Below are 22,631 nucleotides of genomic sequence, written 5' to 3'. Positions count from 1 at the left end.
ATTGTTCCAACTTGCTCTGGTTCTGCTCCCGATTGTTCCCTACCCTCCAATTTCTCCCTGTGCAGCATCTAACGGAGCAAAACAATCTGAAAAATCTGGACCTTAAAACTATCCGTTCAGGCGATCAATTGATCAAACCTGAGATAAAATAGTATTCGCGCAATAGATGGCGAGCGTAGCCAAGTGGTTAAGGCAGTGGATTGTGGTTCCACCATTCGCGGGTTCAAGTCCCGTCGTTCGCCCTGATGGATAAGAGTTTCAGAGATTGATCATCAGACGTTGATCATCAGAGATTGATCATCAGACGTTGATCACCAGACGTTGATCACCAGACGTTGATCAGACAGTTTGTTTGCCGCCCCGAAGATAAACTACTCATGCTTCTCAGATTACTTTCTCCCACATTCCATGTTGACAGGGGAGTCGGGGGAAAGCAGATGCATTACCTGTGGCATCTGCTGCAGCAGTTAACAAGGACGATTTCATTGCCTGTAACCCGCGATTGACCAATCGATGTTCAGGGTTAAGAATAAAAGGGAGCCATGCAGCCAGTTTTGGCTTAGAGAGCATTGTAGAATTTCAGGCCAACAAACGCGAAGCCTAACTAATTTGAAGACCGCGTTAATAAGCTTTAACGGCAAGACAGGAGATAGCAACACCGAGAGCTGAGCCAACGATGACCTGGACTGGGGTGTGCCCCAACAGTTCCTTCAGACGGCTTTCGTTTAGCTCATGCTTCTCCTGAAACAGCTCATCAATGATCTGATTCAGAATGCGCGCCTGTTTCCCCGCTGCCTGCCGTACTCCGGCGGCATCATACATGACAATGACCGCAAATAGGGTCGCGATCGCAAACTCGGCACTGTCCCAACCGATCGTCTGACCTACCCCGGTGGCCAAGGCCGTCACCAGGGCAGAATGAGCACTGGGCATGCCTCCTGTCCCAACCAGAATTCGAAAGTTGATTTTACCGTTCCGAACCAGATCTAGCAAAAATTTGATCGTCTGGGCGATCACACTTGCCGCCAGGGCAACCAGCAGAATCCGGTTATTCAGAATATCGCCAAACTCATGCATACATGGTGCTCAGGTCAGGAAATTTTGAATTAGTGGGTGCGTGTTGTAATAAAGTCAGCGATCGCGGCCAGTGGAATGCCTTTCTCCCCATAGGGAGCGACTTCAGCTTTGGCGGCATCGGTCAGTTGTCGGGCTCGCTGGCGGGATTCTTCCACACCCCAGAAACTGGGATAGGTGACTTTTTTGGCCAGCAAATCCTTGCCAGCAGTCTTACCCAGTTCCTCTTGAGTTGCCGTGATGTCCAATACATCATCCACAATTTGGAAGGCCAGCCCAATGTTCTCGGCATAATGGGTGAGCCGCTGCACATCAGTTTCCGATGCCCCAGCCAGGATTGCCCCCGACACCACAGAAGCCTCCAGCAGGGCTGCCGTTTTATGGGTGTGGATGAAGTTGAGCATTTCCAGAGAGACATCGGTCTTGCCTTCACAGGCCAGGTCTACCACCTGCCCACCCACCAGGCCCGCCGCCCCCACGGCTCGCCCCATGCGGGCAATCACTTGCAGGAGCTGTTCCGCAGGGACGCCCTGAGTTTGTGTAACGACGAATTCAAAAGCATAGGCTAGTAAACCATCACCAGCCAGAATGGCCACATCCTCCCCAAAGACCTTATGGTTAGTCAACTTGCCGCGCCGGTAATCGTCATTGTCCATGGCAGGGAGATCGTCATGGATCAAAGACATGGTGTGAATCATTTCCAGGGCACAGGCGGTGGGCATAGCCATGTCGATCGTGCCCCCCATCAATTCACAGGTAGCCAGACAGAGAATCGGACGCAGACGCTTTCCCCCAGCCAGCAAGGAATACCGCATCGCCTCATAAACTGTTTCGGGATGGATCACCTTAATAGAGCTTTCCAGAGCCGCCTCTACCAGCAACCGCCGATCAGTCAGGTACGCAGCCAGGTCAAATCCAATGCCCTGGTCCACATCCGGTGATGTGTCAGCCAGTACTGTTCTTTGATCCCTTGTACTTGTCATATCGGGTTTCTTCTCCGCCACTCCTAAATATTCTACGGGGCATCCTGTCCTGAACACACATCTACCGGTCTATCGTTGCTGAGAATAGCTCCAAACCGTGTTGTATAACAGCAAGGTAACTGTCATAGCTCCTACCCCCCCTGGTACGGGAGTGAGAAAGCCTGCCACCCGCCGCACTGAATCAAACTGCACATCCCCCACCAGGCGAGAGCCCCCGGATGGATCTGTAATTCGGTTAATGCCCACATCTACCACAGCAGCACCCGGTTTCACCATGTCTGCCGTAATCATCTCAGGCCGACCTGCTGCCACTACCAGAATATCTGCCTGGCGAGTCACTTCAGCTAAATTGGGGGTTTTCGAATGGGCGATCGTAACCGTGGCGTTGGCTTCCAGCAACATCAGGGCTATGGGTTTTCCGACCAGAATGCTGCGGCCTACAACGACGGCATGCTTTCCCTGCAGTTCAACGTCATATTCTTGCAACAGTCGCATCACCCCAGCGGGTGTGCAGCTCCGGAGTCCGGCTTCTCCCCGGACCAGACGCCCCAGATTGAGCGGATGTAACCCATCCGCGTCCTTATTGGGATTCAACTGAGTTAAAAGGGCCACGGCATCCAGATGCCCCGGCAAGGGAAGTTGAATCAGAATGCCATCGACGCGCTGATCCTGATTCAAAGTCTGAATCATCTGTTCCAGTTCCGCCTGGGTTGTGTCGGTCGGAAAATGCTGCCCCAGGGATGCGATCCCCACCTTTTCACAGGCCCGCTCTTTATTGCGGACATAAACCGCACTGGCGGGGTCATTTCCTACCATCAGCACGGCCAGCCCTGGAGGCCGACCTATCTGGGCCTGCAGTCTCTGAATTTCCGTGGCAAGCTCTGTTTGCATGCGCTGGGCCAGTGCTTTACCGTCCAGAATTTGAGCTGTTTGAGCATTCATGGTCAACTATCAGCAATACAACCGTCGGGAAGGGGATAGACTCGGAGTATCCACTTCTCCCGACTTCCCAGCTTACCCCTGATTCTGTCGGTTTGATAGCTTGTTACGACAGGCCCGTTACATTTCATCTGGATCTCAGCCGTGATCTCTTGTAAGTCCAAGACTTCACGGTTAAACTATTCAGCGATCGCGATTTCAGCCACTATGCCTTCATTCCGTTGTGTCTGGATATTGATCCCCGGTCTAGTGATGGTGGCAACGACCGGATGTGCTGGCCTGAAGCTGTTTGCGCCGATTGGTCCCACGGCTCAAACTGGCCAGAGAGTGGCTCTGTTCAACCCTGCCATTAAGGTGATTTCCATTGAACAGGTGCGGCAGCAGAAGCAGTTTGATGCAGTGGTCTATCTGACCGGCACCGCAGGCAGGCAGGTTCCCCTTCTGGGGAGCACCGTCTACGAATTACAGGATAGCACCGGCAGTGTCTGGGTTTTGACTAGCGCTGCGGCTCCTAAATCTGGCTCCCAGGTTCGGATTCAAGCGATCGTGCGCAACCAGGCGATCACTCTCGCGGGTCAAGCTGCTCCAGAGCTTTATGTAGAAGAGCAGGAGCAACTTACAGACACCGGTTCTCCTCCCGCAACCCTGGGTCCATGAGTAGTTCATTGATGCGTGAGGTGGCGATCGCGATCCTGTACCAGCAGGGAAAGTTTCTGCTACAACTCCGAGATGAAATTCCTAGCATTGTTTACCCTGGTCAGTGGGGGCTTTTTGGGGGCCATCTGGAACCTGAAGAGTCTGCCGATGTTGCAGTCCGGCGAGAATTACAGGAAGAGATTGGCCATGTGCCCCCAATTTTGACCAAATTTGGCTGTTACCGTGGCACGGGTGTGATCCGACATGTTTATTACGGTGAAGTGAGTGTTGCTCCGGAAAGCCTGATTTTAGGGGAGGGGTGTGATATGGGCTGGTTTACCCCAACCGAGATTCATCGCAATACCTGTTATTCTCACCAGATTCAACAGGTAAAGGCGATCGGTCTGCCGCACCATCAAATTCTTTTAGATTTCATCGAGAGGCAAAATAGAGCCGATGCAACCCTCTCCTGACCTCCAACTGCTGAACCTGCCCAGTTACGATGTCCAAGAAAACCGGCGTGCCCGCAATGTGCATCTAAAAATTTTGCCCTCGGGTAGTCTGCAGGTGATTGTGCCACCGGGATTCAGCCATGATCGCATTCCGGAAATTGTGCATAAAAAGCGGCATTGGATCGAAAAGGTCCAGAAGCGCTTGCAGGAACAACGAACGACCCTAGGGTTTGATCTGGCGGCCCCCCTACCCACCAACATTTTCCTGCGGGCGATCGCCCAGGACTGGCAGGTTCATTATGACCAGACTGCTGATCCCAGGGTGATTTTGCGTCAGGGAACCCCCTCTAGCCTGATCCTCTCTGGCAGCACCGATCAGGCGGAGGTCTGTCGGGTTGCTCTGCGGCAATGGCTGGCCGATCTGGCCCGGATGAATTTAATTCCCTGGCTGGAGATCTTGAGTCAGGATATGGAGTTACAATTTGTAAAAGCAACGATCCGAGGACAGCGGACCCGTTGGGGCAGTTGTTCCAGGCGCAAAACCATTAGTTTGAATTACAAGCTGATGTTTTTGCCCCCTCATCTGGTCCGCTATGTATTTATCCATGAACTCTGTCACACTGTTCATCTTAATCACTCCCAGAAGTTTTGGGAGCTGGTGAGGGAAAAAGAACCGGACTACAGACAGCTTGATCAGGAACTGCATAACTCCTGTTGCTACGTCCCCCTCTGGGTAGAGTCCCATCTGTAGAGATGCATCTGTTCTTTCTCTTTGCCGTCAGTTTTGTCGCGTGGCTAATCAGTGCCCTGGCAGGTGGGGGTAGTGCGCTGGTCGTTCTGCCTGCTGTTGGGTTTATCCTTGATGCCCGGGCGATCGCCCCAGCCGTGACCACAGGGATGTTGCTGGGTAATTCCCAGCGCGTGCTTCATTTCTGGCGGCATGTCGATTGGCCCCTGACTCGCTGGTATTTGCCAGGAGCAGTGATCGGGGCTGTCCTGGGAGCTTACCTGTTTACCCAAATCCATCTGGATTGGCTGCAACTGTTGATGGGAGTCTTTCTGCTGGTCACGGTAGTCACTTTTCTGGTCAGTCGGAAAGATCGCATTTTCCCTGTTTCCCCGTGGCATTTTCTCCCCTTGGGTTTCCTGTATGCGCTCATTTCTGGTCTAGTGGGCAGTAGTGGCCCCCTGATGAATCCCTTCTATCTCAATTATGGTCTGCTGAAGGAACCGATGATTGCCACCAAGGCTGCCCATGTGGTGGGGGTACACATTGTTAAGCTGGTTGCCTACGGGGTTCTGGGAGTTTTGCATCCCCAATATTTGGGTTATGGCCTGTTGATTGGGGTGGCTGCTATTCCGGCTAACTGGGCCAGTCAGTACTTTTTAGACCGGATGAGCGATCGTCAATTCCGCCATCTGGTGCTGGCTACCATGACGGTCAGTGGTCTGTTTATGACCTGGAGTGTTTTGGGTGATTTCCTGATCAAGCCAGAAGTGGTCTTTGGGGTGACGGGTTAACCTGCAGGGCTCTACAACCGCTGACTGTGATCTGAAACAATTACAATTCATATCACCCTTAATAAACTGGGGGAATCCAAGCTATAAAACACTATCCCCCCTGCTTTTAGAGAGACCTATGTTAAGAATCATCGTCACTGCATTCTTCGCTCTCTCGTTACTGATGGTTGGTTGCAGTCGAGTCGATCGCCCCATCAGTAAGGCCCAGAGCTATACCTGGGGCGTAGCCTCCATTAATGGTAGCAACAGCACCTTTGTCTGCAAAAAAGTAGAGGTTGACATCTATCGGTTTAAGACAAGGTCATCAGATGTCAAGGCTGAAATTGTAGATGATGCGCTTTGTGCCAAAATGACAAAGCCCGTGACCTTAAGTCAGGCGAATCCCCAAAAGTGATTTTTAATCTGATGCTTCCTGGCATTTTGTCATCATGACCGATACTCCCTTCACCTATATCCTGAAAATTCTGGCTCTTTCAGTGATCATTTCCTGTGGGATCCGGTACCTTGGTCCCATGCTGCCTATTTCTCCCAGCCCCACCATTGCTGTGGTGGCAATTCTACTTCCTTCTACCATCATGGCCTTATTGTTGGGTCTAAGGGCAAAGAGGGTATAAGGTGTAAGGTGTGATGGAATCGTCATACACCGTATACCCCCCCTTAGCCTTAACTGGAGTAGAACCTTGAGCCTGGGTCAGTGGATTGGTCTGCTTGCTATCATCAGTACCTTCTATATCCTGTGGGAAATTCGGCAGGTTCTACTGCTCATTTTTGCAGCCGTAGTGCTGGCGATCGCCCTCAACCGACTGGCTTACCGATTTCAACGGTTTGGAATTAAGCGCAGTATCGCGGTTGTCCTCTCCACCTTACTGTTAATCCTGGTGCTCATTGGGATTTTCCTGCTGATCGTACCGGCATTTGCTCACCAGTTTCAGGAGCTATCCTATCTGTTACCTAAGGGTATCCAGGTTCTGAATCGGCAGGTTGATTACATGCGAACTAGCGTTCCCACCTGGGCTATCCCTTACCTGCCCGACGTGGAGGATGTCATTAAGCAAGTTCAGCCCCTGGCCAACCAACTGGTGCAGCGCTCCTTCAGTATTTTTTCCAACTCCCTGGGGGCATTACTTAACTTTCTGCTGGTGTTTGTCATCACCCTAATGTTTCTGGCAGAACCCCTGGCCTATCGCCAGGGATTCATTCGCCTGTTTCCCTCTTTCTATCGCCGCCGCATGGATGAGGTGCTGGGGCTGATTGAAATCAAATTGGGGAAATGGGTGATCGGAGCCCTCCTGGGGATGTTAATTATTGGCTTGTTGAGCTGGATGGGTCTGACGATGTTAGGGGTCAGGGCTGCTTTGGCGAACGCGATCGTTGCCGGTTTGCTGAACTTAATTCCTAACCTTGGTCCCACCATCAGTGTCATTTTGCCCATGTCCATCAGCCTGTTAGACTCAGCCTGGAAGCCCCTGGCTGTGTTTGGGCTTTATTTTGCGATTCAACAGTTTGAGAGCAATGTCCTCACTCCCCGAATTATGGCTCAACAGGTGCATCTGCTCCCGGCAGTAACGCTGATGTCGCAGGTATTCTTTGCCAGTTTCTTCGGTTTCCTGGGCTTGTTTCTGGCCATTCCCTTAACCGTTGTAGGACAGGTTATGATTCAGGAAATCCTGGTTAAAGATGTCCTGGATCCCTGGCGATCGACGAGATCCATTCAGGAGACAGGGGCAGACAGTCCGACGTTAGCCTTAGCTGATCCGACGTTGGTCTTAGCTGAAGCGATTCCAGATCCTCCTGCTGATAGCTCCGCCAGTTCCACCGCATCGGAACCCACACCTTAAAGAGTGTTCCTGAACCACCAGAGTCCTGGAAACTGCTCTTACTCCTACAGACGATCGTCCCCAATCATTGCCCGCCCAAACGTCTTGCCTGCCTAACCAGAATTTGTGGGGCTTCATCCATGCGCACGATCGCCGATATCAACGATAAAATCAACCATCACCAGGCTGTCGTTTTAACCGTCGAAGAACTCAAGGCCAGGGTCGCAGAGGTTGGCATCTCCCAGGTGGCCAAAGAAGTGGATGTCATCACCACCGGCACTTTTGAGCCGATGGAATCCTCCGGAGCCATTCTCAACCTGGGCCATACCGACCCCCCGATTAAAATCCGCCAGTGCTGGCTGGATGGCGTTGCGGCCTACTCTGGTTTTGGTGCCGTGGATCTTTACATTGGGGCTACCCAGGTGAGTGAGTCTGGGGAAGGGGAAGAAGTTCGAGAACGGGGTGGTGGCCATGTGATTGCCGACCTGATTGCCGGTAAGGCCATTACCCTGAGAGCTCTGGGCCAAGTGACCGACTGCTATCCCCGGGCATCCTTTGAAACCACGATTACCCGCGATACGATCAACCAGTTTTATCTGTTCAATCCCCGCAACGTTTACCAGAATTTTATTGTGGGTGTGAACGGGGGTGATCGTCCCCTCTTCACTTACCTAGGCCCTCTGCAGCCCCGCCTGGGCAATGCCGTTTATTCCAATCCCGGCGCGATTTCCCCTCTGCTCAATGACCCGGACCTGCAGGCAATCGGCATTGGCACCCGTATTTTTCTGGGAGGGGGTGTTGGCTATGTGGCCTGGGAGGGCACCCAGCACTTCCCGATGCAAAAGCGGCTCCCCAACCGGACTCCGATCGGCCCTGCAGCCACCCTGGCCCTGATCGGAGATGCCAAGCAGATGGACCCTGCCTGGGTTCGGGGCTGTTACTTCCGAAGCTATGGCCCCTCCCTGATGCTGGGCGTGGGGATTCCCCTGCCCGTCCTTTCGGAGGCGGTGGTGGCCCGTTGCGCAGTGACTGACCAGGAACTGGTGGCTCCGATCGTAGATTTCTCGATTCCCCGCCGGGTCCGCCCCACCTTTGGTCTCATCAGTTATGCCCAGTTGAAATCAGGCCGAATCACGATCGATGGCACCCTGGTTCGGGTTGCTCCCCTGGCCAGCATCTACCTGTCGCGCCGGGTGGCGGAAGAGCTGAAACAGTGGATTCGAGAGGGGAGGTTTTTGTTAACAGAACCAATCGCCCCCCTGCCCGGTGATCGCACCTTCCTACCCCAGGATGTGTGGGGGGCTCGTATTGGTCTGGAGTAGATCCGCCCTTGCGGTCAGAATGGGTTGCGGTCACAATTTAAGTTCATAAGTCGCAATTAAATTGATGTCACCTTTAGGAGGTGGATCCGGTGCTCCCTGAACCTGCCGCTGTTCAACCTGTTCGCTGCACAATCCGGCCTTTCCTGGTGGCCCTGGGTATCCTGAGCCCTCTGATAGGAGTTCCCCTGGCCCCTAGCCCGATTGCCTCTGCACAACCAGCACCGATTCCGACGATCGGGCAACTCCCCAATCCAGCACCTAAGCTGAAACGGTTGACCCTGCTAGAAATTTCTCGCCGGATGAAAGACCTGCCAGGCTGGAAAACGAACGGCAAGCAGCTCTACTGTACCCGTCAGGTGAAAGATTTTGTGGAGGCGATTAACTTTGTCAACCGTCTGGTGGAACCAGCGGAGAAAGCCGCTCACCATCCAGATATTCAAATCACCTATAACAAAGTCACCCTCAGCCTGACTACCCACGATGCAGGGGGGTTAACTGACCAGGACTTTGAACTGGCAAAGATTTTCTCACAACTGGCTGCATCTGCCGCAGTTTCAGGGACAGGTTGCTAGAGCGTCCTTTGCCCCATTGCCAAATCAACCAGCAACGGTAGAATTGGTAGGCACTTACAGGATAACCCCTGGAGTGGTTCAGTTCCATCCAATACGCCCATGCCCGATCGTCAGCAGCTCTATGAAGGCAAGGCCAAGATTGTCTACAGCACAGATGATCCGCAGGTCTTGATCTCCTACTTTAAAGATGACGCCACCGCGTTCAACGCAAAAAAGCGGGGTCAAATTGCCGGTAAAGGGGAAATCAATTGTGCCATCTCCAGCCATTTGTTCCGCCTCCTGGAACAGCATGGGGTTGCCACGCACTTTATTGATCAGGTGTCAGGGAATGAAATGAAAGTGTGGGCGGTCAAAATTTTGCCCCTGGAAGTGGTGGTCAGGAACATCGCAGCCGGTAGTCTCTGTCTACAAACTGGGATGGAATTGGGCACGGTCCTCAAATTTCCCCTAGTGGACTATTACTATAAGAATGATGCCCTGGGCGATCCCCTGTTGACCCCCGATCGAATTCTGCTTCTGGAATTGGCTACCTCAGAGCAGATTGAACAGTTGCGACATCTGGCCTTACAAGTTAATCAAGTTCTGTCAGCTTTTTTTCAAGCGTGTGGAATTACCCTGGTAGACTTCAAGTTGGAGTTTGGTATTGATCACCAACAGCGCTTGTTGCTAGCCGATGAGATCAGCCCCGACACCTGCCGTCTCTGGAATCAGGCGGAAACAGATCCTGATCGTCGAGTGCTAGATAAAGACCGTTTCCGACGAGATCTGGGAGAGGTGGAAACTGCCTATCGCCAGGTTCTGGAGCGGGTACTCTCCCAATCTGCTCATCGGGGAGTGTAACGGATGGGGTAAAATCCTTAAGATTCCGCAAACTAATCTTCCCTGGTGACAAGTCTTCCCTGGTGACAAGGTTCAGATTCGTCAATTCCGACTTCGGTTTGCAGCAAGTGTGGTGTGGATGTGCAAAGTTAACCTGAATCCAATGCGCTTATCTCCAGTTTTAATAGCTCTGGTTGCGACTTCTGCAACGATCGGTTTGTCCAACCCTGCTCAGGGGCAAACCCTGTATTATGCACCTGTAGACAAGGGGACTTCTGCTAAGCCAGAAGTCCCTCCGGAGCCAACACCCGGTGTGGTTTTGCCCCAACCTGATACCTCCCAGCCTGAAATACCGCTGGCGCAGAGGGAGTTTTCTTCACCGCTGATTACGTCCCAGGTTGTAGTTCCGATCGCGCCTGAAAAGCCTGTTTCTGCTATTGCTCCATCCTTGCCAACCTCCCTGAGTCAGGCTCAACCCGGATCGGCAGCACCAGAACCCACAGCCCCTGAGCCCAGTCAACCTACTCCTGGACCGACTTTAGACCTGCCTTCGTCTCAACCCCAGCCCGCTGAAGCAGAACCCAGAGTACTGGTGGCTGAAGTGGTTGTCAGCGGTGCCACACCAGAGCTGGAGAATATTGTCTACAGCGTTATTCGGACTCGGGCTGGACGGGCTTCCACTCGAACTGAATTACAAGAAGATATCAACGCCATTTTTGCGACAGGCTACTTTTCCAATGTTCGGGCGGTTCCTGAAGATACCCCACTCGGGGTTCGGGTCACCTTTGAGGTCAAGACGAACCCGGTCTTACAATCTGTCCGCATTGAAGGAAATCAAGTCCTTCCTCAAACCGTTGTGGATGATATTTTCCGGCCTCAATACGGTAAAACATTGAACCTGCGCCAATTCCAGGATGGCGTCAAGCAGGTTAATAAATGGTATCAGGACAAAGGCTATGTTCTGGCCCAGGTCCTTGATGTCCCGAAAGTCTCCGAGGATGGCATCGTAACCTTGCAGGTCGCTGAGGGGGTTGTTGAAGGGATCCAGGTCCGCTTCCTGAAGAAAGAAGGGGAAGATACGGACGAGAAAGGACAACCCATTAGTGGGCGTACCCGTGATTTCATCATCACCCGGGAGTTTACAGTCAAGCCGGGAGATGTGTTTAATCGGGCTCAGATCGAGAAGGATCTGCAGCGAGTCTTTTCTCTCGGGATCTTTGAAGATGTTCGTCTCTCCCTCAGTCCCGGTCAGGATCCGCGTAAGGTTGTCATTGTTGCCAATGTCATCGAACGTAACTCTGGCTCCCTGGCCGCCGGGGTCGGTTTTAGTTCTGCCAGTGGATTATTTGGTACCCTCAGTTACCAGGAACAGAATCTGGGTGGGAATAACCAGAAGCTGGGAGCAGAATTCCAGCTCGGCGAACGGGAACTTTTGTTTGACCTTAGCTTTACGGACCCCTGGATTGCAGGAGATCCGTTCCGCACCTCCTATACCGTGAACCTGTTTAACCGAAGAACGATCTCTCTGGTATTTGATACAGGTAACCCCCTCGTCCGCTTGGCGAATGGGGACATTCCCCGGATCGATCGTCTGGGGGGAGGCGTCAACTTTACCCGACCGTTGAATGACGGTTGGATTGCCTCCCTCGGGTTGCAATATCAGCAAGTGACGGTTCGAGATGCGGCCCGCAACATTGTTACGGTGGATCAGCTGGGTAATCCTCTCAGTTTCAGCGGCACAGGCACCGATGATCTCTTCTCAGTTCAATTTGGCGCTGTGCGAGACTTGCGGAATGATCCCCTGCGTCCTACCAGTGGTTCTCTGTTCAGGATCGGAACAGAACAGTCGATCCCCATTGGCTCCGGAAATATTCTGCTGAACCGGGTGCGGGGAAGTTACAGCTATTACATCCCAGTTAGCTACCTCAATCTCTCTGAAGGTCCCCAGGCTTTAGCTTTTAATATCCAGGCAGGCACCGCCTTTGGTGATTTGCCTCCCTACGAGGCCTTTGCCCTGGGGGGTGTCAACTCCGTCCGGGGATATGAAGAGGGGGCACTGGGTAGTGGCCGTAGTTTTGTCCAGGCCACAGCAGAATATCGCTTTCCCGTCTTCTCAATTATTGGTGCGGCGCTATTTTTTGATGCTGCCACCGATTTGGGCACTGGAAATAGCGTCATTGGTAATCCAGCAGGGGTGAGAGGAAAACCAGGCAGCGGATTTGGCTATGGGTTAGGGATTAGAATTCAGTCTCCCCTCGGACCCATCCGCATCGACTACGGGATTAATGACCAGGGCGGTAGCCGCTTTCAATTTGGGATTGGAGAACGGTTCTAAGCAGTATGGTTTCAACGGATTTGCAGGCTGTTCATTCAGTTCAAACGTCAGAATCTAGAGTTCAAAAAACACTGCAGGGTGAGTTTGAGCTTTCCGGAGTCGGCTTGCATACAGGAGCGTTAACACGGGTGCGGGTCTTGCCAGCTCCACCCGATACAGGGCGCTACTTCGTGCGGGTGGACCTGCCTCACAATGCTCGGATAGCAGCCCAGATCGAATCGGTCAGTCAAACTGCCCTCTCTACGGAGCTAACGGCTAGCGACGCTAAAGTTCGCACCGTAGAACATTTGCTGGCCACCCTGGCCGCGATGGGGGTTGATAACGCCTGTATTGAGATTGATGGTCCAGAGGTGCCCCTGCTGGATGGCTCGGCCCACCCTTGGGCCGAGGCCATCGACCGGGTTGGATTGCTACCCCAATCTGCCACCCGCCCGATCTGGGTCTTGAACGAGCCGGTCTGGGTTCGTCAGGATGACATTTTTGTGGCAGCTCTACCCTCACCGGAGCTACGGTTTACTTACGGGATCGATTTTGAACTTCCAGCGATCGGGAACCAGTGGCACAGTTGGGCTCCCCCTGCTCAGGGCACAGCCTCCACCTCTGACTTCCAGGCAGAAATTGCTCCAGCCCGCACCTTTGGCCTCCTGCATCAGATTGAACACCTGAGAGCGGCTGGTTTGATTAAGGGTGGCAGTTTGGACAACGCCCTGGTTTGTAGTGATACCGGCTGGGTGAATCCTCCCTTGAGATTTCCCAATGAGCCGGTCCGTCACAAGCTTCTGGATTTGATTGGGGATTTGAGTTTACTGGGAACCTTTCCAATCGCTCATTTCCTGGCTTATAAGGCCAGCCACTCCTTACATGTCCAGTTGGTGCGCCAGATGATGTCTTGATGGCCATCATCCAGGGACCAGGGGCTTTACTTGAAGCATCCTGGATCCAATCAGGGATCTCTCCCCCACGGGAGCACCTGCTGGGGACCAGAATCTGAGATGATAAAGAATGTCTTCATTATTAATTGCTTACGATAGGTAAAGTAGTGGCTCCAGGCACCAGCACAACGAACGAAACCGCTCTGCACTCCAATTCGATCGCAGTCTCAGAGGTCAATCAATCTACCCCCAACCCTGCTCCGTCCACCATGACGATTGATGAAATCCATCGTCTCCTTCCCCATCGTTACCCTTTTGCCCTAGTCGATAGAATTATTGAGTATGTCCCTGGGGTCCGGGCTGTCGGGATTAAAAACGTGACCTTCAACGAACCCCATTTCCAGGGACACTTTCCCGATCGTCCCATTATGCCGGGTGTGCTCATTGTTGAAGCCATGGCCCAGGTTGGGGGGATTGTGTTGACCCAAATGGAGGAAATGCGGGGAGGTCTATTCGTTTTTGCTGGTATCGATAAAGTCCGGTTTCGTCGTCAGGTGGTCCCTGGCGATCAACTGGTGATGCGAGTGGAACTGCTCTGGGTTAAGAAACGTCGCTTTGGTAAGATGCAGGCACAGGCTGAGGTTGATGGACAGCTTGCTGCAGAGGGCGAATTAATGTTTTCGTTAGTTGATTGAAGTTTTGAGTTTTGAGTTTTGAGTTGGATTCAAGTTATGGCTCGAAACTTCTAATTCATGCCTCTGGAGGCTCCCCTTTGACTAGTCTGATTCATCCGACTGCAGTGATACACCCCAATGCTGAACTGCACCCTACCGTTAAAGTAGGACCCTATGCCGTAATCGGGGAAAAGGTCAAAGTTGGCCCTGACACGGTAATTGGTCCCCATGTGGTGCTAGATGGCTGTACCGAAATCGGGGCCCGTAATCGTATTTTTCCAGGGGCCGCGATCGGCCTAGAGCCGCAAGATTTGAAATATGACGGCTCTCTCAACCTGGTCAAAATTGGCGACGACAACCTGATTCGGGAGTATGTCACGATTAATCGGGCTACCCGTGCTGATGAAATGACCGTGATTGGGAATCGCAACCTGGTCATGGCCTATGCCCACATTGCCCACAATTGCACGATTGAAGATCAGGTCATTATTGCCAATTCCGTTGCCCTAGCCGGACATATTCATGTGGAATCTCAGGCCAGAATTGGTGGGTTGGTAGGGGTCCACCAATTTGTGCACATCGGTCGATTGTCCTTTGTGGGGGGCATGAGCCGAATTGAACGGGATGTCCCCCCCTTTATTCTGGTAGAGGGAAATCCGGCCAGGGTGCGTTCCCTGAACCTGGTTGGGTTGCAGCGGGCTGGGTTAACTGAACTCGCAGAGGGGCAGGTCTATGCTGCATTGAAGAAAGCGTTTCGCCTGCTTTATCGATCGGACCTCACGTTCAAAGAATCCCTAGAACAACTGGAACTCCTCCCAGACAATGAACAGTTGCAACACCTGCGTCGGTTTATGCAACTTTCCCAATTACCAGAAAGACGGGGTCCCATTCCCAGTGCTAAAGAGAAGGAGGAGGAGGAAGGATGAAGGACGAAGCAACTCCTGACGCTTCCCTGCCCTCGTCTGTTTCCAATCCTCGGAAAGTTCGCATCTTTATCAGTACTGGGGAAGTCTCTGGGGATTTGCAAGGTGCACTGCTGATCACAGCCCTGTACCGGCAAGCCCAAGAACTGGGCATTGACCTGGAGATCCTGGCTCTGGGAGGCGATCGCATGGCTCAAGCAGGTGCGACGCTGCTGGGTCACACCAGTGCTACGGGCTCGATTGGCCTCCTGGAAGCCTTACCTTTTGTGTTGCCTACTCTGCTGATGCAGCAAAAAGCGAAACGCTATTTGCGACAGAATCCCCCGGATTTGGTAGTCCTGATTGACTACATGGGTCCCAATGTCACTATCGGCAATTACCTGCGGAAATATCTGCCCCAGATCCCAATTGTCTACTACATTGCCCCGCAAGAATGGGTCTGGTCTATAGGCCCGAACCATACTACCAGTATTGTTCACATTACGGACCTGCTACTGGCTGTGTTCCCGGAAGAGGCCCGTTATTTCCAGGCTAAAGGAGCCCAGGTCAAGTGGGTGGGGCATCCCCTCCTCGATCGGATGCAAAATCCTCCGGACCGGGGCACTGCCAGATCACTCCTAGGTTTGCAGGAGGCTGAAACCACGATCGCGCTGTTGCCCGTCTCCCGATTTCAGGAGTTGAAGTATCTCCTGCCGATCATCTTTGAAGTTGCACGCCAGATTCAGGAAAAACTGGGAGCCGTACAATTTCTCATTCCCCTGTCCCTGGAAACCTACCGGCAGCCCCTGGAGCAGGCCATTCAACGCTATGGCCTGAATGCCCGGTTGGTCACCAGCTACGTCCCCCCGGATCAGCCTCTCCCCCACCAACCTCAGACTGAAATTTCTGCGCCCCTGCTGGCGATCGCAGCTGCCGATCTGGCGATCGCCAAGACCGGCACCGTCAACCTGGAGATTGCCCTCCTGGGTGTGCCTCAGGTGGTTCTATACCGGGTCAGTGCCCTGACATACTGGCTAGGGCAGACATTCTTAAAATTCTCGATTCCTTTCGCCTCCCCCCCCAACCTCGTGGTCATGCGTGAGATTGTGCCCGAGTTCGTTCAGGATCGGGCAACTGTGGAGAATGTCCTGCAAGCAGCTCTGGATCTTCTACTGCATGCAGATAGCCGCCAGAAGATGCAACAGAACTATCAAGAAATGCGGCAAGATTTGGGTGAACCTGGGGTTTGCGATCGGGCGGCCCAGGAAATTTTCCGCATGTTACCCCGATTGTAGAGGCGTTTTCTGCACCCTCTCTAGGAGGCCTGAGGGCCTGCCCAGATGCTACTGACCATCCGGCCAAATCCGATCGGGTGGTCTCCTTCCGGGGCAGCCATTGTCTGCCCACTCAGATCAACCGTCCATAACGGCCAATATTCATCCCCAATGATCCCAGCTCGAAACAAAGCCCGATCGGGATAATTCTGACTCCAACCGAGAAGCACTGCATTAGTGTAGTGAATGCGGCTAGGGGCGATGGTGCTGGTCCGGTTCAGTCGCTGATCCCAGACCACTGCATAGTCTGATGCAATATCAGACCCCATCAGAGACTCAAACTCTCTGGCCAAAATCCGATCACCCAGTTCTGACCAGGCAATCGGAATCAGGATGGCAATCGTCCCCCCTGTCTCAGAGGCACGAACTGCACTGAAAGGGTTGTCGGAAAGGGGAGAGTTGGCTGTAATGACCTGCAAATCTCCACTGTGCAGGTTTTCAATAAACAGCACACTGCTGACTCGACTCTGCAGGAAGTCAGGCTGGACCTGGACTTGAATCCGACTGTACGCTGCATAGAGCCCATCAGGGGAGATCAGGGACTGGGAACGATAGCAGCGGGTGCCACTTCTATTGTCAGGAGGAACTTCCGAGATGTTTGCTAAAACCCAGTTCCAGGGAATTGGGTGGGGGCTATCGAGGGGATCAATCTGAACTGAATAGTGAGTCATAACAGTAACCGTACCTGACAAGAAGGAGGACAAGACCTTTGATCAGCCTAGCCAAACCAGGAAACCCACTGGAAAGAAGTAGCTCCCGACAACAATAACCAACACCCTTGTTGCCTTTACAGAGGTCTTTACGTCGTTTTCTCCCTGTTTCTAGTCCAATCAGGAACAAACGACATCGTAAGAAGCAAAGTCTTCAATGCCTTGGGAACAACAATGGGGTCGAGAAGCCGTACCAGAGAGCTTGACCAATTCCCACCTTATGTATAACAACCTGAACCTGTTTCAAACAGAAGTTAACTAAAGTTAGCAACCTGATTGCAGATTCTCAGGGCGGAGCATGGAGTTCTGTTTGGGCCGATCGGGTAAGGCGGTGAAGTGCAGCCAGATCAGGCGGATCGGACCTCTCTTCTGGCCGATCGAGCATTGGCGCTGTATTGTCCCGCAACCAAAGTAGATACTCAATGTTACCGGCTGGCCCCAGTAAGGGGGACCAGGTCAATCCATGATATCCCCAACCCAGGCCCTGGGCAGCCTGTAAAACCTGCCAGATTGCTTCAGCCTGATCCCTGGCCTCTCTCACCACGCCATTCTTCCCTACTTTGGCCCGCCCCACTTCAAATTGGGGCTTCACCAGCAGAACCATTTCTCGGGGAGAAGACAGGAGTTTCCAGAGGGCGGGGAGCACTTTAGTTAAAGAGATAAACGAGACATCGACCACAGCCAGATCGGGTCGGATTTCAGCCGTTTCATACAGCACCTCCGGGTCCAGGTAGCGCAGATTCGTCCGCTCATGCAAGATCACGCGAGGATCTTGCCGCAGACTCCAGGCAACCTGCCCATACCCGACATCAATGCCGTAGACCTGTTTGGCTCCAGCCTGTAACAGACAGTCCGTAAACCCTCCTGTTGAGATCCCACCATCCAGACAGACCCGATCGTGAACTGAGATTGCAAAGCCAGTCAGAGCCTTGGCCAGCTTCTCGCCCCCACGGGACACATAGGGTGACTTCTGCTTGATCTGAATATCAGCGGACAGGTCAACCTCTGTCCCTGGCTTGTCGATCACTTGTCGGTTAACCGTCACTTCCCCAGCTTGAATCAGGCGCTGGGCCTGCTGTCTGGAATCACAAAGGCTGAGTTCTACAAGAAGGGTATCGAGTCGCCGTTTGGCCACAGGTTCAGAAAATCCAATGCAAATGACCTAGCAATAGGATTGAATATCCTCGCCGCACTGATCAACCAGGTAGCAAAGTGCCCGGAATCTCAAAGCAATCAGCTCATCATACAGTGGATTCAGCTTGCACAGAGGAGGGATGTGGGCAATCTTACGTCCAAAAAAATTGATGTCCCGCTCGAAGGGGCAGTGGGCCGGAATTAATTTGGAGAAAAAGTGGGCCAGCTTTCGATCCTGAACTTCGATGCGATTAATCCAATAACGTAGGGGCTGCAGGAAATCTATTTGATGGGGCAAAAGTGGGGGATACTTTCCAAATTTCTTAGGGTAGGTTGACTGTTGGGCTGTTTCGGCAAATTCAACAGAAGGAGTTGACGCGAAACGGTGAAAGTATTTCCAGTTCATACACAGGCAAAGATGACGGACATTTGGGGGAGTAACCAACGTTATTAATTAATCCCAAATCTAGAATACAAATGCTATTACCGTATTCAGTAAAGGAACGGTTAAAAAATCGACTTCTCAAGTAAATCTCTAATTAATTTTAGAAATAGTGATTAAAAATACAAAAAATACCTCTAATTAAGAAACTTTTCGTTTGTTTAAAGCCAGTAAAACTTCTCATTGAGAGATGGAGCGATACTCAGGCAGATCGGGGATGAGAGAGTCGTTGAGTATACTTCCTGTATGGAGATGGAATCTCCATAAATCGATCGAATCTAGATGAAATTTCCCCGATCAATCCTTAGAAATAAGTAATTTAACTCAATCAAAAAGTCTGCATTCTCAGGGAATGTTTAAAAAGGTTAATTTCCTGGAGAAAAGCAGGCAAGATTCTCATAAATCTCCCTAAAAAGGGGAGTTTATGACCCGTTTCCTATCTTTTTTAACAGGATATTTCAAAGGTTTAAGTTACTGCTTGAACCACCAGCCAACTTCCAAGCATCCTCTCAGGTAGGAAGAAAGGCTAAAGGAAGTCTCTTTGTCCTGGAAATCATGAGACAACGGTTTCAGGAACTGTGGTACGTCCAGTGTCATTTCATCAGCCCATTTGGGCTTTACCCGTTGAGACTGTTTACGAATCTTTGGAGACAACGGTCGGGGGCCTGTCTGACCAGGAGGCTCTCCAGCGGTTGGAGCAGTTTGGCGCGAACGAGTTGCCAGAGCCTGCCCATCGTCCCCTCTGGCTCCGATTTACGGATCAGCTCACCCACTTTATGGCCCTCCTGCTCTGGGTCGCTGGCATTCTGGCTTTCGTGTCCCGGACTCCGGCCCTGGGGTGGGCTATTTGGGCCGTGATCTGGATTAATGGCATTTTCAGCTTCTGGCAGGAGTACCAGGCTGAACAGGCCCTGGCTGCCTTGAAGAAGGTGTTGCCCCTGCAGGTGCGGGTCTATCGGAATGGGGAATTGCAGCAGATTACCGCTCGCGAACTGGTCCGGGGGGATGTCATGCAATTGGAAGAGGGCGATCGCATTTCTGCCGATGCCCGTCTTGTCTCTGCCGATAACCTGTATGTTGATGTCTCGGTGCTGACGGGAGAATCATTACCCGTGGCGCGGAGTGCCTATCCTGTGCGTTTACGGGAAGCCGTATCGATTCGAGGGGGGAAAACCCTCCTGCGCCCCGGTGAACAGCCCCTGCAGGAGCGGGTGAATCCATCTGAGATTGCCAATCTGGTGCTGGCAGGCTCCACAGTAGCAGCAGGACGGGCAGTGGCGATCGTCTACGCTACGGGGGCTCAGACTGAGTTCGGCCAGGTAGCCCACCTGACGGCGGTGGTGAAGCGGGAGCCCAGTACCCTAGAGGTGCAGGTGGCCCGCATTGTCCGCATCATCACGGCGATCGCCGTCAGCATGGGAGTGCTGGTCTTCCTGCTCACCTCCCTGCTGGTGGGGATGGAGGTGAAAGAGAGCTTTATTTTCGCGATCGGGATTATTGTCGCATTAGTGCCAGAAGGGCTGCTCCCGACCGTAACCCTGGCCCTGGCCCTGGGGGTGCAGCGGATGGCCCGCCGCAATGCTCTGGTACGTCGGCTGTCCGCTGTAGAAACCCTGAGTGCTGTCACTGTGATCTGCACAGACAAAACCGGCACCCTGACCAAGAATGAAATGACCGTCCGTTATCTCTGGTTGCCCCTGGTAGCCCAATCCAGTTTGGCCTCCCGGCTTGAAGTCACTGGAGCGGGGTACGATCCCACAACGGGCGAGGTGGTGCTGCCGCCTGATTTTGCGGATACCTGGAAGGTTCATCTCTTGTTGACGGGGGCTGCCCTCTGCTCCAATGCCCGGTTGATTCACCTCACGGCTCCCAGTCGCTGGCAGGAGATTGGGGACCCGACGGAAGCGGCTCTGCTGGTCGCCGCTGCTAAGGCAGGGCTGAATTTAGAACAGTTACAACGCCAATTTTCCCGGTTGCGCGAGATCCCCTTTGATTCGCGTCGTCGCATGATGAGTGTGATCCTGAACTGGCAGGATTCCCATTTCTGGCCCAGTGACTTCCCTTATCTAGCCTTTACTAAAGGGGCTCCCCTAGAAGTGTTGCGCCATTGTCATTCGATGCTACGGGATGGCGTCATCCAAGATTTAACTCAGGCTGACTGGGATCAGGTCGTTGCAGCGAACGATGATCTGGCCCGCCAGGGCTTCCGGGTGCTGGGGGTGGCGGCTCGTCAAGGCGGGCAGGAGTTGTTGGATCTGCGGGCTCAGGATCTGGAACAGAACCTGGTGTTCATCGGGCTGGTGGCCATGTTCGATCCCCCTCGACCCGAGGTGAAGGAGGCGATCGCCCAATGTCACGGGGCAGCCATCCGGGTGACGATGGTGACGGGGGACTATGGCCTCACGGCAGAGGCGATCGCCCGCCAGATCGGTCTGATCGGCGAGCGGGCGCGGGTGGTGACAGGGGAAGGGATGGGGCACCTTTCTGATGCCCAACTGCGGCAAATTCTGAAATATCGATCGGGACTGGTGTTTGCCCGCATGTCTCCTGAACATAAGTTGAGGCTGGTGCAGGCTTATAAAGATATGGGAGATGTGGTGGCGGTGACGGGGGATGGGGTGAATGATGCCCCGGCCCTGCGGGCCGCCAATATTGGCATTGCCATGGGGCTGAATGGGACAGATGTGGCCCGGGAAGCAGCGGACATCGTGCTGACGGATGATAACTTTGCCACGATCGTCAGTGCGATTGAGCAGGGCCGATCGGTTTACCAGAATATTCGCAAGTTTATGACCTATATTCTGGCCTCCAATGTGGCTGAACTAGTCCCATTCCTGGCCATGGTTGCCCTGAAGATTCCTCCGGCCTTGATTATCATGCAGATTCTGGCCGTTGATTTGGGGACTGATATGGTGCCTGCCCTGGCTCTGGGGGCAGAACGGGCTGAAGTTGGGTTGATGACCCAGCCTCCCCGGTCTAAGCGCCAACCCCTACTGGATCGATCTCTGCTGTTGCGGGCTTACTGCTTTCTGGGTTTGTTTGAAGCGGCCCTGGGGATGGCTGGCTTTTTCCTGGTCTGGTGGAGTTATGGGTATGGTCTGGCGGAGTTGCAAGCGGTCACCCCAGCGATTCTGGCCCATACTGCGGATGCCACCACCACAGCCATTTATGCCCAGGCTACCACCATGACCCTGGCCACGATCGTGGCCTGTCAGGATGGCAATGTCTTTGCCTGTCGCTCGGAGCGATCGTCGATCTTCCGTCTGGGCTTCTTCTCCAATCCCCTGATCTGGCTTGGCATTGCCATGGAATGGATGCTAGTTCTGGCCATTATTGATTTCCTACCCCTCAGGCAAATTTTCTCCACTGCTCCTCTGGCCCCCTGGCAATGGCTTTGTCTACTGATTTGTCCTCCCATTATTCTGGGATTAGAAGAACTGAGAAAATTCCTGGGCAACCGACAGATTGTCTGAATTCAGCGTTTTAATCTTGAAAATTCTGTATAGAAAAACAACCAATTCTGCATCGAGCAAGTTGGATTATGCCATTTTTTACAGTGGATTGACTGCCATAGATTCAGGAGTGCAAATATAGCTTTGTTCAGCAAGCTTAGGGCAATTCCGACGGCTCAATTGCCGGGTCCAGGTAGGCCTTCTGACTCGCTTTCACTAAGCTTTGTATGGCTACGGTTATACCTCCTGGCTCTTCATGTGAAGAATTTTGTTTGCTCATCGATCATTGTTTTTATAGCAACTAAGATATAGCTGTCAGGTTCAAAAAAAACTGACTTAAACAACACGTCAATTGCGAAAGTAAGTGCACCAAACATCCAAATAGGAGTGCATTTTTTAGGAAAACTTCAAGATCTATAATTTCCAGTATCTTCCAAGGATCTGTCTTTCAAGAACCTTAATTAATAACTCTAAGGTTTGTAAGAAGGCGGGTCAGGCAATATTTCGGTCTTACTATTTCAGCCTTACTATGCTTGGAATGGTGCTTGAAGTAGTGCCTGAATTGTTCAACCTATTGGATAGATACTGATGGAGTATTTATTGAACATCCTTGTTCAATCTTGTTATCACCGGTAGAAAAG

General features: G+C 52.6%; 21 protein-coding genes and 1 tRNA gene. 16 read left to right on the top strand and 6 right to left on the bottom strand.

Annotated elements, in window-relative coordinates:
• Window positions 1-169: 169 nt before the first annotated feature.
• Window positions 170-242, top strand: a tRNA-His gene (locus BST81_RS12530).
• A gap of 379 nt (window positions 243-621) precedes the next feature.
• On the opposite strand, the gene BST81_RS12525 is transcribed toward BST81_RS12530, so the two are convergent.
• From BST81_RS12525 to folD, 3 genes are all read right to left on the bottom strand, one after another.
• Complete coding sequence (locus BST81_RS12525) at window positions 622-1,077, bottom strand: divergent PAP2 family protein (RefSeq protein WP_075598837.1); 456 nt, start codon at window positions 1,075-1,077, stop codon at window positions 622-624.
• A gap of 29 nt (window positions 1,078-1,106) precedes the next feature.
• Complete coding sequence (gene crtE, locus BST81_RS12520; protein ID WP_083636829.1) at window positions 1,107-2,057, bottom strand: geranylgeranyl diphosphate synthase CrtE; 951 nt, start codon at window positions 2,055-2,057, stop codon at window positions 1,107-1,109.
• A gap of 69 nt (window positions 2,058-2,126) precedes the next feature.
• Complete coding sequence (gene folD / locus BST81_RS12515; RefSeq protein WP_075598836.1) at window positions 2,127-2,999, bottom strand: bifunctional methylenetetrahydrofolate dehydrogenase/methenyltetrahydrofolate cyclohydrolase FolD; 873 nt, start codon at window positions 2,997-2,999, stop codon at window positions 2,127-2,129.
• A gap of 204 nt (window positions 3,000-3,203) precedes the next feature.
• On the opposite strand from folD, the gene BST81_RS12510 reads away from it, so the two are divergent.
• The 14 genes from BST81_RS12510 (at window position 3,204) to lpxB (ending at window position 16,213) form a co-directional block, all read left to right on the top strand.
• Window positions 3,204-3,653, top strand: coding sequence for a hypothetical protein (locus tag BST81_RS12510; RefSeq protein WP_143780324.1), 450 nt, complete (start codon window positions 3,204-3,206; stop codon window positions 3,651-3,653).
• On the top strand, window positions 3,650-4,105 hold the full coding sequence (locus BST81_RS12505) for an NUDIX hydrolase (RefSeq protein WP_075598834.1): 456 nt from the start codon (window positions 3,650-3,652) through the stop codon (window positions 4,103-4,105). The genes BST81_RS12510 and BST81_RS12505 overlap by 4 nt, the downstream gene beginning before the upstream one ends.
• Window positions 4,089-4,835 (top strand): SprT family zinc-dependent metalloprotease, encoded by a 747-nt coding sequence (locus tag BST81_RS12500; protein ID WP_075598833.1) that lies wholly within the window; start codon window positions 4,089-4,091, stop codon window positions 4,833-4,835. The genes BST81_RS12505 and BST81_RS12500 overlap by 17 nt, the downstream gene beginning before the upstream one ends.
• Before the next feature lie 2 nt (window positions 4,836-4,837).
• Window positions 4,838-5,605, top strand: a complete 768-nt coding sequence (locus tag BST81_RS12495; protein ID WP_075598832.1) for a sulfite exporter TauE/SafE family protein — start codon at window positions 4,838-4,840, stop codon at window positions 5,603-5,605.
• Window positions 5,606-5,723: 118 nt separating this feature from the next.
• Window positions 5,724-5,999 carry a hypothetical protein gene (locus BST81_RS12490; RefSeq protein ID WP_075598831.1) on the top strand — a complete coding sequence of 92 codons (276 nt, stop codon included), beginning with the start codon at window positions 5,724-5,726 and terminating at the stop codon, window positions 5,997-5,999.
• Between the two features lie 286 nt (window positions 6,000-6,285).
• A complete protein-coding gene (locus BST81_RS12480) occupies window positions 6,286-7,443 on the top strand; it encodes an AI-2E family transporter (RefSeq protein ID WP_075598829.1) in 1,158 nt (385 codons plus the stop codon).
• Between the two features lie 119 nt (window positions 7,444-7,562).
• Window positions 7,563-8,744 (top strand): homocysteine biosynthesis protein, encoded by a 1,182-nt coding sequence (locus BST81_RS12475; RefSeq protein WP_075598828.1) that lies wholly within the window; start codon window positions 7,563-7,565, stop codon window positions 8,742-8,744.
• 89 nt (window positions 8,745-8,833) lie between these two features.
• On the top strand, window positions 8,834-9,316 hold the full coding sequence (locus BST81_RS28840; RefSeq protein WP_075598827.1) for a 4a-hydroxytetrahydrobiopterin dehydratase: 483 nt from the start codon (window positions 8,834-8,836) through the stop codon (window positions 9,314-9,316).
• A 99-nt stretch (window positions 9,317-9,415) separates the two neighbouring features.
• Window positions 9,416-10,156: a phosphoribosylaminoimidazolesuccinocarboxamide synthase gene (gene purC, locus BST81_RS12465; RefSeq protein WP_075598826.1), complete on the top strand. Its 741-nt coding sequence runs from the start codon at window positions 9,416-9,418 to the stop codon at window positions 10,154-10,156.
• A 142-nt stretch (window positions 10,157-10,298) separates the two neighbouring features.
• Complete coding sequence (locus BST81_RS12460) at window positions 10,299-12,470, top strand: BamA/TamA family outer membrane protein (protein WP_075599143.1); 2,172 nt, start codon at window positions 10,299-10,301, stop codon at window positions 12,468-12,470.
• A 5-nt stretch (window positions 12,471-12,475) separates the two neighbouring features.
• Window positions 12,476-13,363, top strand: coding sequence for a UDP-3-O-acyl-N-acetylglucosamine deacetylase (gene lpxC, locus BST81_RS12455; protein WP_075598825.1), 888 nt, complete (start codon window positions 12,476-12,478; stop codon window positions 13,361-13,363).
• Between the two features lie 248 nt (window positions 13,364-13,611).
• Window positions 13,612-14,037 (top strand): 3-hydroxyacyl-ACP dehydratase FabZ, encoded by a 426-nt coding sequence (gene fabZ / locus BST81_RS12450; protein ID WP_083636865.1) that lies wholly within the window; start codon window positions 13,612-13,614, stop codon window positions 14,035-14,037.
• A 77-nt stretch (window positions 14,038-14,114) separates the two neighbouring features.
• Window positions 14,115-14,942: an acyl-ACP--UDP-N-acetylglucosamine O-acyltransferase gene (gene lpxA, locus BST81_RS12445; protein WP_075599142.1), complete on the top strand. Its 828-nt coding sequence runs from the start codon at window positions 14,115-14,117 to the stop codon at window positions 14,940-14,942.
• Complete coding sequence (gene lpxB / locus BST81_RS12440; RefSeq protein WP_075598823.1) at window positions 14,939-16,213, top strand: lipid-A-disaccharide synthase; 1,275 nt, start codon at window positions 14,939-14,941, stop codon at window positions 16,211-16,213. Before lpxA ends, lpxB begins: the two co-directional genes overlap by 4 nt.
• Before the next feature lie 20 nt (window positions 16,214-16,233).
• Here the strand turns inward: lpxB and BST81_RS12435 are convergent, their stop codons facing one another.
• From BST81_RS12435 to BST81_RS12425, 3 genes are all read right to left on the bottom strand, one after another.
• Window positions 16,234-16,923: a hypothetical protein gene (locus tag BST81_RS12435; RefSeq protein ID WP_075598822.1), complete on the bottom strand. Its 690-nt coding sequence runs from the start codon at window positions 16,921-16,923 to the stop codon at window positions 16,234-16,236.
• 325 nt (window positions 16,924-17,248) lie between these two features.
• Window positions 17,249-18,097, bottom strand: coding sequence for a TlyA family RNA methyltransferase (locus BST81_RS12430; protein ID WP_075598821.1), 849 nt, complete (start codon window positions 18,095-18,097; stop codon window positions 17,249-17,251).
• A 27-nt stretch (window positions 18,098-18,124) separates the two neighbouring features.
• Window positions 18,125-18,394, bottom strand: a complete 270-nt coding sequence (locus tag BST81_RS12425) for a Mo-dependent nitrogenase C-terminal domain-containing protein (protein ID WP_253188266.1) — start codon at window positions 18,392-18,394, stop codon at window positions 18,125-18,127.
• A gap of 722 nt (window positions 18,395-19,116) precedes the next feature.
• Between BST81_RS12425 and BST81_RS12420 the strand changes: the two genes are divergently transcribed.
• Window positions 19,117-22,011 (top strand): cation-transporting P-type ATPase, encoded by a 2,895-nt coding sequence (locus tag BST81_RS12420; protein ID WP_075598820.1) that lies wholly within the window; start codon window positions 19,117-19,119, stop codon window positions 22,009-22,011.
• Window positions 22,012-22,631: the final 620 nt, after the last annotated feature.

The organism is Leptolyngbya sp. 'hensonii' (assembly GCF_001939115.1).
Classification (GTDB): domain Bacteria; phylum Cyanobacteriota; class Cyanobacteriia.
This window is presented reverse-complemented; position numbering and strand designations above follow the sequence as displayed.

What these genes read in the sequence shown, in the direction of transcription:
- BST81_RS12525 (WP_075598837.1), bottom strand. Translation starts at nt 1,077, where the DNA reads ATGCATGAGTTTGGCGATATTCTGAATAACCGGATTCTGCTGGTTGCC.
- crtE (WP_083636829.1), bottom strand. Translation starts at nt 2,057, where the DNA reads ATGACAAGTACAAGGGATCAAAGAACAGTACTGGCTGACACATCACCG.
- folD (WP_075598836.1), bottom strand. Translation starts at nt 2,999, where the DNA reads ATGAATGCTCAAACAGCTCAAATTCTGGACGGTAAAGCACTGGCCCAG.
- BST81_RS12510 (WP_143780324.1), top strand. Translation starts at nt 3,204, where the DNA reads ATGCCTTCATTCCGTTGTGTCTGGATATTGATCCCCGGTCTAGTGATG.
- BST81_RS12505 (WP_075598834.1), top strand. Translation starts at nt 3,650, where the DNA reads ATGAGTAGTTCATTGATGCGTGAGGTGGCGATCGCGATCCTGTACCAG.
- BST81_RS12500 (WP_075598833.1), top strand. Translation starts at nt 4,089, where the DNA reads ATGCAACCCTCTCCTGACCTCCAACTGCTGAACCTGCCCAGTTACGAT.
- BST81_RS12495 (WP_075598832.1), top strand. Translation starts at nt 4,838, where the DNA reads ATGCATCTGTTCTTTCTCTTTGCCGTCAGTTTTGTCGCGTGGCTAATC.
- BST81_RS12490 (WP_075598831.1), top strand. Translation starts at nt 5,724, where the DNA reads ATGTTAAGAATCATCGTCACTGCATTCTTCGCTCTCTCGTTACTGATG.
- BST81_RS12475 (WP_075598828.1), top strand. Translation starts at nt 7,563, where the DNA reads ATGCGCACGATCGCCGATATCAACGATAAAATCAACCATCACCAGGCT.
- purC (WP_075598826.1), top strand. Translation starts at nt 9,416, where the DNA reads ATGCCCGATCGTCAGCAGCTCTATGAAGGCAAGGCCAAGATTGTCTAC.
- BST81_RS12460 (WP_075599143.1), top strand. Translation starts at nt 10,299, where the DNA reads ATGCGCTTATCTCCAGTTTTAATAGCTCTGGTTGCGACTTCTGCAACG.
- lpxC (WP_075598825.1), top strand. Translation starts at nt 12,476, where the DNA reads ATGGTTTCAACGGATTTGCAGGCTGTTCATTCAGTTCAAACGTCAGAA.
- fabZ (WP_083636865.1), top strand. Translation starts at nt 13,612, where the DNA reads ATGACGATTGATGAAATCCATCGTCTCCTTCCCCATCGTTACCCTTTT.
- lpxB (WP_075598823.1), top strand. Translation starts at nt 14,939, where the DNA reads ATGAAGGACGAAGCAACTCCTGACGCTTCCCTGCCCTCGTCTGTTTCC.
- BST81_RS12435 (WP_075598822.1), bottom strand. Translation starts at nt 16,923, where the DNA reads ATGACTCACTATTCAGTTCAGATTGATCCCCTCGATAGCCCCCACCCA.